We start from the raw sequence: 14541 nt of genomic DNA, 5'->3' as shown, positions 1-14541 counted from the left end.
TGTTGTTTGGGCCACCCACTCAATCGCCTGAGGCGAGAGCTTGGTTCGTGTCCCGGTGGCCGCCCGGTTTCCCTGGCGACTTGGAGAACTTTACACGCCCCGAAAGGGCCCGAAACAGGGGGGTACCTTAACCGCGTTCCCGCAGGTCAGAGCCCTGTTTCGGGCCGTCGGCCGCGATCAGTCGCCGAGGCTCACGCCGGCGATGTTCCGCTTGCCCTTCCGCACCACGAGCCAGCGCCCGTGGAGCGCGTCGGACGCGGCCGGCTTCCACTCCTCGTCGGCGATCTTCACGTTGTTCACGTACGCCCCGCCCTCCTTCACGGTGCGGCGCGCGGCGCCCTTGCTGTCCACCAGTCCCCCGGCGAGCAGCAGGTCGACGATCGTCGACTCGTCCGGCGCCTTGCCGGTCGGGACCTCGGCCATCGCCGCGTCGAGCGTCTTCGCGTCGAGCTCGGCCAGCTCACCGCGCCCGAACAGCGCCTGGCTGGCCGCGATGACCTGCTTCGTCTGGTCCTCGCCGTGCACCAGGTCCGTGAACTCCTGCGCGAGCCGCTTCTGCGCCGAGCGCAGGTGGGGCCGCTGTTCGGTGTCCTCGGCCAGCGCGTCGATCTCCTCGCGGGTGAGGAAGGTGAACATGCGCAGGTAGCGGATGACGTCGGCGTCCCCGACGTTCACGAAGTACTGGTACCAGGCGTACGGCGAGGTCATCTCCGGGTCGAGCCACAGGTTCCCGCCGCCGGTGGACTTGCCGAACTTGCGGCCTTCGGCGTCGGTGACCAGGGGCGCCGTCAACGCGTGCGCGCTGCCGCCCTCGACCCGCCGGATGAGGTCGACCCCGCCGACGAGGTTGCCCCACTGGTCCGAGCCGCCGACCTGCAGCGTGCAGCCGTACTGCCGGTAGAGCTGCAGGTAGTCCTGCGACTGCAGCAGCAGGTAGCTGAACTCGGTGTAGGACATGCCGTCGGATTCGAGCCGGCGCTTCACCGTCTCCCGGTTGAGCATCACGTTCACCGAGAAGTGCTTGCCGACGTCGCGCAGGAACTCCAGCACGTTCTGCTGGCCGGTCCAGTTCAGGTTGTTCTCGACCACGGCGCCCGTCGGCGACTCGTCGAACTCGACGAACCGCTCCAGTTGCCCGCGGATGCGCCCGGCCCACTCCGCGACCACGTCGAGGGTGTTGAGCGTGCGCTCCCCTGTCTCGCGCGGGTCGCCGATCATGCCCGTCGCGCCGCCGGCCAGCACGATCGGCCGGTGCCCGGCGCGCTGGAAGCGCTTGAGCATCAGCAGCGGGACGAGGTTGCCGGCGTGCAGGCTGGGCGCGGTCGGGTCGAAGCCGCAATAGAGGGTGAGGGGTCCCTGGTCGAGGTCTCGCCGCAAGGCGTCGATGTCGGTGGACTGCGCGATCAGGCCGCGCCAGGACAGCTCGTCAAGGATGTGCTCACTCACACCTGTAGATCCTCCCGCACCAGGTCAAGCGACTAACCCGCGGGGCGCACCTGCCGCCGTTTGCCGCCGCGCCGGTAGGTGGACACGGCGGGTGAGCCGTCGACCCAGAACCGCCACGGCGTGTCGATTCCCGTGGCGACTCCGACCCGAGGACCGCTGCGGATCCGCTCGGGCGGTACGCGCTCCCCCACGCGCAACCGGACCGGCGAAGACGGGTCGGTGAGGTCCACGCCGTTCTGCGTGAGGTCGACGCGCAGCACGGACGTGAGGATGGCGGGTCCCTTGGCGATGTCACCGTTCCCACGGGCGTTGGGACGCCGGGCGCGCACGAGGTCGACGCCCTGGACCACTTCGCCGGCACGCAGGAGCACCCCGCCGGGCTCGTCCTCTTCCCCGCTGATGACGTTGGCACAGAAGTGCATGCCGTAGACGAAGTACACGTACAGGTACCCCGCCGGCCCCCACATCAGGGCGTTGCGCGGGGTCTTGCCGCGGAAGCTGTGCGACGCCGGATCGTCGAAGCCGCGGTAGGCCTCGACCTCCACGAGCCGCACGCCGACGGTGCCATCGGGTGCGTCGGCCTCGAGGACCGCGCCAAGCAGCAGGTGCCCCAGCTCGACCGGGTCCAGTGCCAGTTCCTCGCGCCGGAACAACCGGTCCACGCGTGCTCCCCTCGTCCCGCCCCAGCCTAACCGGCGGCTCCCGGGTGATCGGTCCGGCCGGGAAGCTCAGCTCCCCGGCCGGACCGGCGCGCTACTTCAGCCACTGCCGCACGGTCGTCACCCGGTCCACGAGGCGCTCGAGCTGCTCGGCGACGCGCTCTGGCGCCGTGCCGCCGCGGGCGTTGCGCGAACGCACCGAACCCTCGACCGTGAGCACCTCGCGCACCGCCGGCGTGAGGGCCGGGTTGATGGCCTGGAACTCCTCGTCGGTCAGTTCGTCGAGCCCGACGCCACGGCTCTCGGCCACGCGCACGCTCTCCCCCGCCGCCTCGTGGGCCACGCGGAACGGCACGCCCTGGCGCACCAGCCACTCGGCGATGTCCGTGGCGAGCGTGAAGCCCGCCGGCGCCAGCTCGGCGAGCCGGTCGGTGTGGAACGTCAGCGTGGCGAGCATGCCCGCGATCGCCGGGAACAGGAGCTCCAGCTGCTCGACCGAGTCGAACACCGGTTCCTTGTCCTCCTGCAGGTCGCGGTTGTACGCGAGCGGCTGCGCCTTCAGCGTCGCCAGCAGGCCCGTCAGGTTGCCGATGAGCCGGCCCGCCTTGCCGCGCGTGAGCTCCGCGACGTCGGGGTTCTTCTTCTGCGGCATGATCGAGCTGCCGGTCGCCCACGCGTCGTCGAGGGTCACGTAGCCGAACTCGGCGGTGTTCCAGATGATCACCTCTTCGGCGATCCGCGACAGGTTCACCGCGAGCATCGCGACGGCGAAGGCGAACTCCGCCACGAAGTCGCGTGAAGCGGTGCCGTCGATGGAGTTCTCCACGCTCGTGTCGAAACCCAGCTCCGTGGCCACGGCCTCCGGGTCGAGGCCGAGCGACGAGCCGGCCAGCGCGCCCGAGCCGTAGGGGGACTCGGCGGTGCGGGCGTCCCAGTCGCGCAGGCGGGAGACGTCGCGCAGCAGCGCCTGGCCGTGGGCCAGCAGGTGGTGGGCCAGCAGGACCGGCTGCGCGTGCTGCAGGTGGGTGCGGCCGGGCAGGATGACCTCGGGGTGGCGCTGCGCCTGCGAAACGAGGGCGTCGACCACGTCGAGGGTGCCCGCGACCACGCGGCGCGCGGCGTCGCGCAGCCACATCCGGAACAGCGTGGCCACCTGGTCGTTGCGCGAGCGGCCCGCGCGCAGCTTGCCGCCCAGCTCCGTGCCCGCGCGCTCCAGCAGCCCGCGTTCGAGGGCGGTGTGCACGTCTTCGTCGGCCACGGTCGGCGTGAACGCGCCCGAGGCCACGTCCTGCGCGAGCGTGTCGAGCGCCTCGAGCATGCCCGCCAGCTCCGCGTCGGTGAGCAGCCCCGCCTTGCGCAGCACACGGGCGTGGGCCCGCGAGCCGGCGATGTCGTAGGGCGCCAGGCGCCAGTCGAAGTGGGTGGAGGCGCTCAGCGCCGCCATCGCCTCGGCCGGTCCGCTGGCGAACCGGCCGCCCCACAGGGCCACCGGCTGGTCTTTCGCGCTCACGTTCTGCCTTTCTGCCTCGGGCGTCTCACGACGCCCGGTGGGTCGGGTGGTCCGGGTGCTCCTGCCCGGTCAGGGGACGGTACCGCCGTCCGACGGGACGCAGGTGCCTGCCGCGGGTGAGGTCCTCACCGCGCCGCCCGGTCACGACCGCGGTGCCACCGTGGAGCAGCAATCGGACGTCGCCGCTCACGTACTCCTGGGTGTGCCGCACGAACGCGTCGAGTGGTTCGCGCAGCGGCGAGGACCACAGCCCGTCGTACACGAGCTCGGCCCACCGCCGGTCGACGTTCTCCTTGAACCGGGCCAGCTCACGGTCGAGCGTCACCCTCTCCAGCTCCTGGTGCGCCGTGACCAGCACGGTGGCACCCGGGGCCTCGTGGAGCTCCCGGCAGCCGGTCATCCGGTCGATCCGGCCGATGCCGTGCGCACCGGCGCGGTGGTTCAGCAGCTGCACGGCTTCGCGCACGCTCACCGTCTCCCCGTCCACCGCGACGGGAACACCGCGGTCGAAGGTGATCACGACCTCGTCCGGCGCCTCGCGGTTCACGGCAGGGTCCTCGGTGTAGGTGAACACGTCGCCCGGTGCGCACCACGGGTCCGCCGGAGCCTCCGCCGGGTGGCTCCAGAGCGTGCGGCCGGGCCGGGCTGCGGCGAACACGGGCTCGGCATGCTGCGCTTCGGCCACCGCGACGAGGTGGCGCTCCAGCACCGGCCGGGTCAGCGAGGCGTCGACGAGCAGCGCGTTGGACTGGACGGCCGGAAGGCAGAACCCGGCCGCGAACTCGTCTCGCGCGTCGACCGCGATCACCTTCGCCGCCCCGCACGCCAACGCCCGCCTCCGAATCGCCGCGGCGTCACCGCCCCCGAGATCGACCAGAACGGCGAGCACGTCGCCGGCCGCCGCGAGCCGGGAGATCACGGACCCGTTCGTGGCGGCGAGCACGGCCCGGGTGGTCACGGTTCCTCCTCGGCTGAACGCCGGGCGAGCGCGGTGAACCGTTCCGCGAGATCCCGGCCGCTCAACGGTTCGCGGGCGATGACGGCGACCGTGTCGTCGCCGGCGATGGAGCCGACGACCTCTTCGAGCGCGGCACGGTCGATGGCGCTCGCGAGGAACTGCGCGGCGCCGGGCGGCGTGCGCAGCACGGTGAGGTTGCCGGACGCGTCGGCCGAGACGAGCAGTTCCGCGAGCAGCCGGGACAACCGCGACGTACCGCCCTGCACCCCGCGCACCGGGCTGCCGTCCTCGGGGATGACGTAGACCGGCGCGCCCGAGTCGGCGCCGCGCAGCTTCACGGCGCCGAGCTCGTCGAGGTCGCGCGACAGCGTCGCCTGCGTGACCTCGATGCCCTCGGCCGCGAGCAGCTTGGCGAGCTCGGTCTGGCTGCGGATGGCCATCGTGGACACCAGCTCCGTGATGCGAGCCTGGCGCCCGACCCGGCTGCCGGTCATCGCCCGCTCTGCTCGAACAACCAGACCAGCAGTGCCTTCTGGGCGTGCAGACGGTTCTCGGCCTCGTCCCACACCGCGCTGGCCGGGCCGTCGAGCACCTCGTCGGTGATCTCCCAGCCCCGGTGCGCGGGCAGGCAGTGCAGCACGATGGCCTCGTCGGCCGCGCGCTTGAGCAGTTCGGTGTTGACCTGCAGTGCCCGGAACGGGCCGACGCGGTCGAGGCCGTCGTTCTCCTGGCCCATGGACGTCCAGGTGTCGGTGACCAGCACGTCGGCGCCGGCGACGGCGTCGTGCGGGTCGGTGAACACGGCCGCGCTGCCGCCGGTCTCGGTGCCGCGGTGCTTCGCGTCGAGCATCACCTGCTGGTCGGGCTGGAAGCCCTCGGGCGAGACGACCCGCACGTGCATGCCCGCGGTCACGCCGCCGAGCAGCAGCGAATGGGCCATGTTGTTGGCGCCGTCGCCGAGGTACACCATCGTCAGCCCGGCGAGCTTGCCCTTGCGCTCGCGGATGGTCATGAGGTCGGTGAGGACCTGGCACGGGTGGAACTCGTCGGTGAGCGCGTTGACGACCGGCACCGACGCGACCGACGCCATGGAGTCGATGCGCTTCTGCGCGAAGGTACGCCACACGATGCCGTCGACGTAGCGCGACAGCACGCGCGAGGTGTCCTCGATCGTCTCCTCGCGGCCCAGCTGCATCGACCGGCCGTCCACGATCACGGGGTGACCGCCGAGCTGGCTGATGCCGACCTCGAACGAGAAGCGCGTGCGGGTGGAGTTCTTCTCGAAGATCGCCGTGACCGTCTTGCCGGCCAGCGACTTGTTGCCGAGCGGGTCGGCCTTGAGCGCGTCGGCGAGGTCCAGGAGCGCGGCCTGCTCGGCGGGGCTGACGTCGTCGTCGCGGAGGAAGTGGCGAGGCATCAGTTCGGGTCCTTCGGGGTGGTGGAGTCGAGCGCGTCCGGGAGTGCGGTCAGGAAGCCCTGGGCCTGATCGGTCTCGAGCACGAGCGGCGGGGCGAGCCGGATGGTGTCCGGCGCGACGGGATTGACGAGGTAACCGGCGTTCTGCGCGGCCTTGGCCACCGCGGCGGACACCGGCTCGCGCAGCGTGATGCCGAGCAGCAGACCGGCGCCGCGCACGCCGGAGACGAGCGGGTGCCCGAGCGCCTCGACGCCGGTCGCGATGTCCTTGCCCAGCGAAGAGACGTGGTCGAGCAGGTTGTCGCGCGCGATGGTGCGCAGCACGGCCAGCCCGGCCGCGCAGCAGACCGGGTTCCCGCCGAACGTGGTGCCGTGCTGGCCCGGCTTCAGCAGCTCGCCCGCCGCGCCGATGCCGATCACGGCGCCGATCGGCAGCCCGCCGCCGAGGCCCTTCGCGAGCGTGATGACGTCGGGGACGATGCCCGCCTGCTGGAAGGCGAACCAGGTGCCGAGCCGGCCGATGCCGGTCTGCACCTCGTCGAGCACGAGCAGCGTGCCGGTGGCCTTGGTGATCTCGCGAGCCGCCTGCAGGTAGCCGTCGGGCGCGGGGATCACGCCCGCTTCGCCGAGCATCGGCTCGAGGAACACGGCCGCGGTGTCGGTGTCGACGGCCGCGCGCAGCGCTTCGACGTCGCCGAACGGCACGTGCGTGACGCCGGGGACCAGCGGCGCGAACGGTTCGCGCTTGGCCGGCTGGCCGGTGAGCGACAGCGACCCCATCGTGCGGCCGTGGAACGCGCCCTCGGCCGCGACGACCTTGGTGCGGCCGGTGAGGCGGCTGATCTTCAGCGCGGCCTCGTTGGCCTCGGCGCCCGAGTTCACGAACAGGACCTTGCCCTGGCCGGTCAGCCCCGCGACGTCGAGCAGCGCCTCGGCGAGCTCGACGGCGACCGGGTTCACGTACAGGTTCGACGTGTGGCCCAGCGTCGCGATCTGCTCGGAGACGGCGCGCACCACCTCGGGGTGGGCGTGGCCGAGCGCGTTGACGGCGATGCCGCCGACGAGGTCGAGGTACTCGGTGCCGTCGGCGTCCCACACCTTCGCGCCCTCACCGCGGACAAGCGTCAGCCCGGGGGTGCCGTAGTTGTCCATCAGGGCCGACTGCCAGTGCTGCCGGCTCGCCTCGTTCGAGGTCGGGGTGGTCACGGGAGCTCCGTTCCTGGGGCTGGTTGGTGGGGTTCCGGGACTGGGGTGGGCTCGGAGCCTGGGGTGGGTTCGGGGAAAACCATCGTTCCGATGCCGCGCGAGGTGAACACCTCGAGCAGCACGGAGTGGGCGAGGCGGCCGTCGATCACGTGGGCGCTGCCCACGCCGCCGCGGACCGCGCGCACGCAGGCCTCCATCTTCGGGATCATGCCGCTGGCCAGCTCGGGCAGCATTTTCTCCAGCCGGTCGACCTGGATGCGGTCGATGAGCGACGAGCGGTCCGGCCAGTTGGCGTAGAGGCCTTCGACGTCGGTGAGCACCACGAGCTTCTCCGCGCCCAGCGCCGCGGCCAGCGCGCCCGCGGCGGTGTCGGCGTTGACGTTGTGCACCACGCCGTCGATGTCGGGCGCGACCGTGGACACCACGGGGATGCGCCCGGCGTTGACGATGTCGAGCACCGCGTCGGGGTTCACCGCGGCGACCTCGCCGACGAGGCCGATGTCGACCTGTTCACCGTCCACAGTGGCCTGTTTGCGTTCGGCGGTGAACAGGCGCGCGTCCTCGCCGGAGATGCCCACGGCGTACGGGCCGTGGGCGTTGATCAGGCCGACCAGCTCGCGGCTGACCTGCCCGACCAGCACCATGCGGACGATGTCCATCGTCTCGGGTGTGGTCACGCGCAGGCCGCCCTTGAACTCGCCCTCGACGCCGAGCCGGGTGAGCATCGCGGTGATCTGCGGTCCCCCGCCGTGCACGACCACGGGGTGCAGGCCGGCGAGACGCAGGAACACCATGTCCTGCGCGAAGGCCGCCTTGAGGGTGTCGTCGATCATGGCGTTGCCGCCGTACTTCACCACCACGGTGGCGCCGTGGAACCGCTGCAGCCACGGCAGCGCCTCGATGAGCACCCCGGCCTTCTCGGCCGCCGCCTCGAGCCTTTCGTCCGCGGAAATCAGGTCCTCCGTGCCGGTCATGAGGAGTAGGCGCTGTTCTCTTCGACGTAGCCGTGGGACAGATCGGTGGTGTAGATCGTGGCCTCGGCCGAGCCGACGCCCAGGTCGACGACGACCTCGATGGCCCGCCCCGACAGGGCGGCCGCCGAGCGGTCCGCCGCGGTGGTGCCCGAGGCGAACAGCGTGACGCCGTTGATCGTGATCGACACCGTCTCCGGGTCGATGCGCGCGGGCGCGCGGCCGAGCGCCATGGCGATACGGCCCCAGTTGGGGTCGGAGCCGAACAGCGCCGTCTTCACGAGGTTGTCCTCGGCGATCGTGCGGGCGACCACCACGGCGTCGTCCTCGGACGCGGCACCGCGCACCGTGACGTCGACGTCCTTGGTCGCGCCTTCGGAGTCGGCGCGCAGTTGCAGCACGAGGTCGTGGGCGACGGTGGTGAGCTGCTCGGTGAGCTCGGCCTCCGTCGGCTCCACCCCGCTCGCGCCGGACGCGAGCACCAGCACCGTGTCGTTGGTGGACGTGCCGCCGTCGACGTCGAGCCGGTCGTAGGTGACGCGGGTCGCGGCGCGCAGCGCGCGGTCGAGAACTTCCTTGTCCGCCACGGCATCCGTGGTGAGGACCGACAGCATCGTGGCGAGGTTCGGCGCGAGCATGCCGGCACCCTTGGCGAAGCCGCCGACGCTCCAGCCCGCGGCGTGCTCGGCGAACGCCTGCTTCGGCTTGGTGTCGGTGGTCATCACGCCGGAAGCGGCGTTCAGGCTCGCCTCGGCGCTCGCATCGAGCGCCTTGACCGCACTGTCCACACCGGACAGCACCGCGGCCATCGGGAGCCGCTCGCCGATGAGGCCGGTGGAGCACACCGCGACCTCGATCGCGCCGATGTCGAGGACCTCGGCGACCTTCTCCGCGGTGGCGTGCGTGTCCTGGAACCCGCCCGGGCCGGTCGCCGCGTTGGCGCCGCCTGAGTTGAGCACGACCGCCTTGAGCTTCTGCTGCTTCAGGACTTCCTGCGACCACAGCACGGGCGCGGCCTTGATCACGTTGCGCGTGAACACGCCCGCGGCGACGTCGAGCGGGCCGTCGTTCACGACGAGCGTGAGGTCGAGCGCGCCGGAGGCCTTGATGCCGGCGGCGACGCCGGCGGCGCGGAAACCCTTCGGTCCGGTGACGGTCACGGTGCCACTCCCACGGTGGAAAGTCCGGTGGCCTCAGGGAATCCGAGTGCCAGGTTCATCGACTGGACGGCGCCGCCCGCGGTGCCCTTGGTGAGGTTGTCGAGCGAGCAGATCACGACGAGCCTGCCCGCGTCGGCGTCCACGCCCACCTGGAGCTGGACGTTGTTCGACCCGAGCGTCGACGCGGTCGCGGGCCACATCCCGGCGGGCAGCAGCTGCACGAACGGCTCGGCGTCGTAGGCCTTCTCGTACACCTCGCGCACGGCGTTCTCGTCGACGTCGCCGATCAGCGGCGCGGTCGCCGTGGTGAGGATGCCGCGCGGCATCGGGGCGAGCACGGGCGTGAAGGACACCGTCACCGGCTTTCCCGCCACGCCGGAGAGGTTCTGCGCGAACTCGGGGGTGTGCCGGTGCTTGCCCGCCACGCCGTACGCGCTGGCGGACCCCATGACCTCGGACCCGAGCAGGTTCGGCTTGAGGCTCTTGCCCGCGCCGGAGGTGCCGGTGACCGCCACGACCGTGACCTCCGGCTCGACCAGGCCCGCGGCCAGGGCCGGGGCGAGGGCGAGCGAGCCGCCGGTCGGGAAGCAGCCGGGGACGGCCACGCGCTTGGTGCCCACGAGCTTCTCGCGCGCGCCGGGGAGCTCGGGCAGGCCGTAGGGCCACTGCCCGGCGTGCTCGCCGCCGTACCAACGCTGCCAGTCGGCCGCGTTCGCCAACCGGTGGTCGGCGGCGAGGTCGACCACGAGCACGTCGGGTCCGAGCTGCGCCGCGACCTCGGCCGAGTGGCCGTGGGGCAGCGCGAGGAACACGACGTCGTGGCCGGCCAGCGTCTCCGCCGACGTCTCCGCCAGCACGCGCCCGGCCAGGGGCGCGAGGTGCGGCTGGTGCGTGCCCAGCGGCGTCCCCGCGCTGCTCGCCGCTGTCAGCGCACCGATCTCGACTTCCGGATGGGTCAGCAACAGGCGCAACAGTTCGCCGCCCGCGTAGCCGCTCGCGCCGGCCACCGCGATCTTCACTGTCATACGCATGATTATGCACGACCATGCAATCTCAAACAAACAGGATTCCGCTGGGCCAGGTGTGTTTCCTGCCATGCCGAGCCCGAGCCAGGCCTCCCATGGTGGACGTCGGCGGCGTTGTCGCAGCTCCCGGGGTCGCGGCGACCAGACTGGCCGGACTTCACCCGATCGAGTGCTGTCGCCGGGACCGTGCCCGCGGCCACGAGGGCCGCGGGCATGGCCGCTCACTCCTCCCCCTCGGCGGAGCCGCGCAGGCTCGGCGGCGCCGGCAGGTGGTGCCCCGGCCGTTCCGGGTCGCAGCCGACGCGCGGCAGGCGGGCGCGGATGCCACCGGCCGAACGCTCGAACCGGCGGGCCAGCTCGGCGACCGTGTCGCCCGCGAGCCACGCGGACTCCAGCTGCGCGTCGAGCTCGGCGCTCCACGGTTTCCCTTGCTGCGCGGGCCGTTCGCCCGATCTTCGGCGCGGCCCGCCCGCAAAGGCGTGGAGGCTGCCGGCCAGGAGGTCGGCCACCGCCGGGACCACCGCGGTGTCGAGGTCAAGCCTGCCGTGGGCGACGGACTCCCCGCCGGGCCCTTCGCCGCCCACGGTGACCGTGACGCGGCTCTGCTCGGCCGTCTCGCCCGGACGGGTGACGACGGCGATCTGGTACTGGACGTTTCCGGCCCGGACCTCGGTCCGGTGCTCTTCGATGATCGTCATGGCGGCGAAGGTAGCGCCCACCCCCGACAGAATCCGCTCACGGCGCGTGTCCGGGCGGATGCGCTCCGAAATTGTCGTACCCCTGTCGTAGCGTCCTCGAGCGATCACGAACAGCGACCGAGGGGGATCGGTGGAAGGGCACGGAGCAGTACCGGAGCACAGACAGAAGGTGCCGCGGTCCGGCGGACCGGACCGGGGCACCGGGAGGAAGGGATCAGTAGCGCGACATTGCGCCCGTGTTGGCCTGGGCCTGGGCTGGAGCTGGTGCCTCGCTCTTCTGGTGCGTCCCGACGGCCGCCGGGACCGGCGGTGGCACCGGGTCGCACTGCGCGTCGGAGTCGTTGCCCGAGGTGCGCTTCGGCAGCGCGCCGGTCGCGAGGTAGTCGGCGACCTTGTCGTCCACGCAGGCGACGCCGGACAGCGAGCCGGCGTGCGTGGTGCCGCCGGGGGCGCTGATCAGGCTCGACTTCGGGAACAGCTTGCGCACCGCGAGGCTGCCCGCGTACGGCGTCGCCGCGTCGAGCTCCTCGCTGATGAGCAGCACCCCGCCGACCTTGCCGCCGTCGACCTCGACCGGCTTGCCGGCTTTGGCGGGCCAGTCACGGCAAGGCGCGTTGAACCACGCGTTGCCCCAGGTCTCGAACGGAGCGCGGAAGTAGGTCGTCCAGTTGTCGAGGCGCCAGCGGTTCCAGCCGGCCGGCCACCGCACGTCGGTGCACTGGACGGCGCTGTAGACGGCGTACCCGTTGTCGTCACCGGGCGGGTTGGCGGCGTCGTAGAGCTTCTTGAGCGTCTGCCAGTCGCCGCGGTGCACCCAGCCGTCGAACGCTTTGGCCAGGTCCGCCCAGCCGAACACGTAGTAGCCGGCCTGCAGGAAGACGTCGGTCCACTCGTCGCCGCCGATCACGCCCCCGGCGGCGGAGCGGTCGAGCTTGCTCTGCTGGTCGTACCAGAGCTTCTCCACGGCGGCCTCGGTCTTGCCGAGGTGGTAGACGTCGTCGTACTTGGCGAGCCAGGCGAAGTAGATCTTGATGTTGCGGTCGAAGGCCACGTCCTGGTCGAGGTTGGCCTGGTACCAGACCTTGCCCGGGTCGACGTTGCCGTCGAGCACCATGCGGCGCACGTTTTCCGGGTACAGCGTGCTGTAGACCTGGCCGAGGTAGGTGCCGTAGGAGAAGCCGTAGTAGTTGATCTGCTTCTCCCCCAGCGCCGCGCGGAGGCTGTCCATGTCCTGCGCGACGTCGGTGGTCTTGATGTGGTCGAGGATGGCGCCGTTCTTCGCGCACGCCTCCGCGTAGCCCTTGGCCTTGGCGAGCCAGGTGCGCTCGAGCTGCGCCGTCGAAGGCACGTACGGCGGGCGGTCGTAGGAGAAGTAGCCGCCATCGCACCTCACGGCCGGTTTGCTGGAGCCGACGCCGCGCGGGTCGAAGCCGATCCAGTCGTAGCTCTCGCCGGCGCCGTCCGGCACGTACTGGCCGAGCACCGAGAGCCCGAGCCCGGAACCGCCGGGGCCGCCCGGGTTGACCAGCATCACGCCCTGGTACTGCGCGGACTTGTGCTTGATCCGCGACACGGCGACCTGCACCTTCGTGCCGGAGGGCTTCGCGTAGTCCATCGGGACCACGAGGAACCCGCACTCGGCGCCGGCGTTCTTCAGGTTCGTGGTCTGGCACGGCCCCCAGCTGATCGGCGGCGACGTGTAGCCCGGCTTCGCCCCCCGCTCTGCAGTGGCGGCCGGCGCGGCGGCCATCGTCCCGACCGCGACACCCGCGGCGGCCAGGACGGCAAGGATCTTCTTCACGGTGGCCCTCTTCGCTCGCGGGGTACCCGAATTGGTCGAAACTACCGACAACCCGGAACAATCTCCTCGCACGACACGAGTTGCGCCAGCCGTCGCCCGCCGGTGGCCGGCGCGGTGGAGGTGAGCGCGGATGGGCGTGGACAAGGCGTTGATCTCGGCTGTCCGAACCGGACTCGCCGCCCGCGCGGACCCGGAGAAAGCGCCCGCCATGCAGGCCTACATGAAGTCGGCGATGCCGTACCGCGGGGTGGCCAAACCCGGGCGCGCCGCGCTCATGAAAGAGGTCCTCGCCGCGCACGTTCTGCCCGATCGGGTGAGTTTTTCAACGACCGTGCTGGCCCTGTGGCGCGACGCGGAGTTCCGCGAGGAGCGCTACGCGGCGATCGACCTGTCGGGCCACCGCGCGTACCGGCGGTGGCAGGACCCGGATCTGCTCGGCCTCTACGAGGAGCTCATCGTAGACGGTGCGTGGTGGGACTTCGTCGACGAGGTCGCGATCCGCCGCGTCGGGCCGATCCTGCGGGAGTACCGCGCGGAGGTCACACCGGTACTGCTGCGGTGGGCCACCGCCCCCGACCGCTGGCGGCGCCGCACCGCGGTCATCTGCCAGGTGTCGGCGAAGACGGACGTCGACCGCGTCCTCCTGACGACCGCGATCGAAGCCAACAAGGACGACCCGGATTTCTTTCTGCGGAAAGGCATCGGCTGGGCGCTGCGCGACCACGCCAAAACGGACCCGGACTGGGTGCGTTCCTTTGTGCGCGATCACCCGGGGCTGTCATCACTGTCCACACGGGAGGCCCTGAAGAACCTGACCTGACCGCGAGGCACGACCTGACGAAGGGAGAAAACACGCACGGAGCCGAAGCCGCCAGGCGCGGCATCAGCAGCCGATGACGGTGCGGCGAGAACGCAGCCGAACCCGCGACCGGATCAGCCCGGAGGTGGGAGGGGTCGCAGCAGCCGTTTGTCGCCGAGCGAAGCGCAGGCCTGGATCAGGCGGGCGAGCCGGTGACGGAGGCCGGGAGGACGGCCACGAACCGAGCCGCTGGGGCCGGTTCCGGGGTCGGCACTGGGGCACGCGGACGGTCGCCACCCACGGCGGACGCCGGGCGCAGCCACCCGGGCAGGCAACCGAAGCCGGCCTGGGTAGGGACGCCGGACGCAGCCGCCCGGGCCAGGCACCCGAAGCCGGCCTGGGCCCGGGCCAGGCACCCGAAGCCGGCACCTGGGTGGGGCACCCACGGCAGGCGCGCGGGACGGGCCCAGGCGAGCGGCCGCAGCAAACGCCCGAGGCCGATACTCGGAGAACGCAGGTCACCACCCGCGGCAGACGCCCGGAGCAGCCACCCGGGCAGGCAACCGAAGCCAGTACCTGGGCGGGCACCCGCGGCAATCAGCCGCAGCCGCCGCCGGGGCAAGCACCAGCGGCGGACCGGAGCGGGCACACGGAGCGGACCCCCTCTCCGGTACTGGGGTGGGCACACGCGCCAGGCGCCGGGCAGGCACCCGCGGCGGCCACCGGGCGGTCAGTCGTGGCGAGCAGCCGCGGCAGGCATCGCGGCAGGCACCGGTCGGCCACTCGTGGCGAGCAGGCGCGACAGGCACCGCCGCAGGCACCGGGCGGCCACTCGTGGCGAGCAGCCGCGGCAGGCGCCTAAGGCCGGCGGCCGGGGCGGGCATCAGCGGCC

General features: G+C 71.9%; 13 protein-coding genes. 1 reads left to right on the top strand and 12 read right to left on the bottom strand.

What is annotated here, in order from left to right; translation table 11 throughout:
• Positions 1–177: 177 nt before the first annotated feature.
• The 12 genes from tyrS to AB0K15_RS35550 form a co-directional block, all read right to left on the bottom strand.
• A complete protein-coding gene (gene tyrS, locus AB0K15_RS35605) occupies positions 178–1446 on the bottom strand; it encodes a tyrosine--tRNA ligase (protein ID WP_364060754.1) in 1269 nt (422 codons plus the stop codon).
• Positions 1447–1478: 32 nt separating this feature from the next.
• On the bottom strand, positions 1479–2108 hold the full coding sequence (locus AB0K15_RS35600) for a DNA-3-methyladenine glycosylase (protein ID WP_364060751.1): 630 nt from the start codon (positions 2106–2108) through the stop codon (positions 1479–1481).
• 91 nt (positions 2109–2199) lie between these two features.
• Positions 2200–3615, bottom strand: coding sequence for an argininosuccinate lyase (argH, locus tag AB0K15_RS35595; RefSeq protein WP_364060748.1), 1416 nt, complete (start codon positions 3613–3615; stop codon positions 2200–2202).
• A gap of 25 nt (positions 3616–3640) precedes the next feature.
• Entirely contained in the window at positions 3641–4573 is a 933-nt protein-coding gene (locus AB0K15_RS35590; RefSeq protein WP_364060745.1) for an argininosuccinate synthase domain-containing protein, read from the bottom strand.
• The gene (locus AB0K15_RS35585; RefSeq protein WP_364060742.1) at positions 4570–5067 is read right to left on the bottom strand and encodes an arginine repressor; all 498 of its coding nucleotides are present in this window, start codon (positions 5065–5067) and stop codon (positions 4570–4572) included. The genes AB0K15_RS35590 and AB0K15_RS35585 overlap by 4 nt, the downstream gene beginning before the upstream one ends.
• Complete coding sequence (gene argF / locus AB0K15_RS35580) at positions 5064–5990, bottom strand: ornithine carbamoyltransferase (RefSeq protein WP_364060739.1); 927 nt, start codon at positions 5988–5990, stop codon at positions 5064–5066. The genes AB0K15_RS35585 and argF overlap by 4 nt, the downstream gene beginning before the upstream one ends.
• Entirely contained in the window at positions 5990–7195 is a 1206-nt protein-coding gene (locus AB0K15_RS35575) for an acetylornithine transaminase (protein ID WP_364060736.1), read from the bottom strand. The genes argF and AB0K15_RS35575 overlap by 1 nt, the downstream gene beginning before the upstream one ends.
• Positions 7192–8169 (bottom strand): acetylglutamate kinase, encoded by a 978-nt coding sequence (argB, locus tag AB0K15_RS35570; RefSeq protein WP_364060733.1) that lies wholly within the window; start codon positions 8167–8169, stop codon positions 7192–7194. Before argB ends, AB0K15_RS35575 begins: the two co-directional genes overlap by 4 nt.
• On the bottom strand, positions 8166–9326 hold the full coding sequence (gene argJ / locus AB0K15_RS35565; protein WP_364060730.1) for a bifunctional glutamate N-acetyltransferase/amino-acid acetyltransferase ArgJ: 1161 nt from the start codon (positions 9324–9326) through the stop codon (positions 8166–8168). Before argJ ends, argB begins: the two co-directional genes overlap by 4 nt.
• A complete protein-coding gene (gene argC, locus AB0K15_RS35560; RefSeq protein ID WP_364060727.1) occupies positions 9323–10351 on the bottom strand; it encodes an N-acetyl-gamma-glutamyl-phosphate reductase in 1029 nt (342 codons plus the stop codon). Before argC ends, argJ begins: the two co-directional genes overlap by 4 nt.
• A 221-nt stretch (positions 10352–10572) precedes the next feature.
• Positions 10573–11049: a helix-turn-helix domain containing protein gene (locus tag AB0K15_RS35555; RefSeq protein ID WP_364060724.1), complete on the bottom strand. Its 477-nt coding sequence runs from the start codon at positions 11047–11049 to the stop codon at positions 10573–10575.
• A gap of 214 nt (positions 11050–11263) precedes the next feature.
• Positions 11264–12850 carry an alpha/beta hydrolase gene (locus tag AB0K15_RS35550; protein WP_364060721.1) on the bottom strand — a complete coding sequence of 529 codons (1587 nt, stop codon included), beginning with the start codon at positions 12848–12850 and terminating at the stop codon, positions 11264–11266.
• Between the two features lie 130 nt (positions 12851–12980).
• Here AB0K15_RS35550 and AB0K15_RS35545 point away from each other — a divergent pair, with 130 nt between their 5' ends.
• The gene (locus AB0K15_RS35545; protein ID WP_364060718.1) at positions 12981–13670 is read left to right on the top strand and encodes a DNA alkylation repair protein; all 690 of its coding nucleotides are present in this window, start codon (positions 12981–12983) and stop codon (positions 13668–13670) included.
• Positions 13671–14541: the final 871 nt, after the last annotated feature.

Source organism: Amycolatopsis sp. NPDC049253, assembly GCF_040678995.1.
In the GTDB taxonomy this organism is placed as follows: domain Bacteria; phylum Actinomycetota; class Actinomycetes; order Mycobacteriales; family Pseudonocardiaceae; genus Amycolatopsis.
This window is presented reverse-complemented; position numbering and strand designations above follow the sequence as displayed.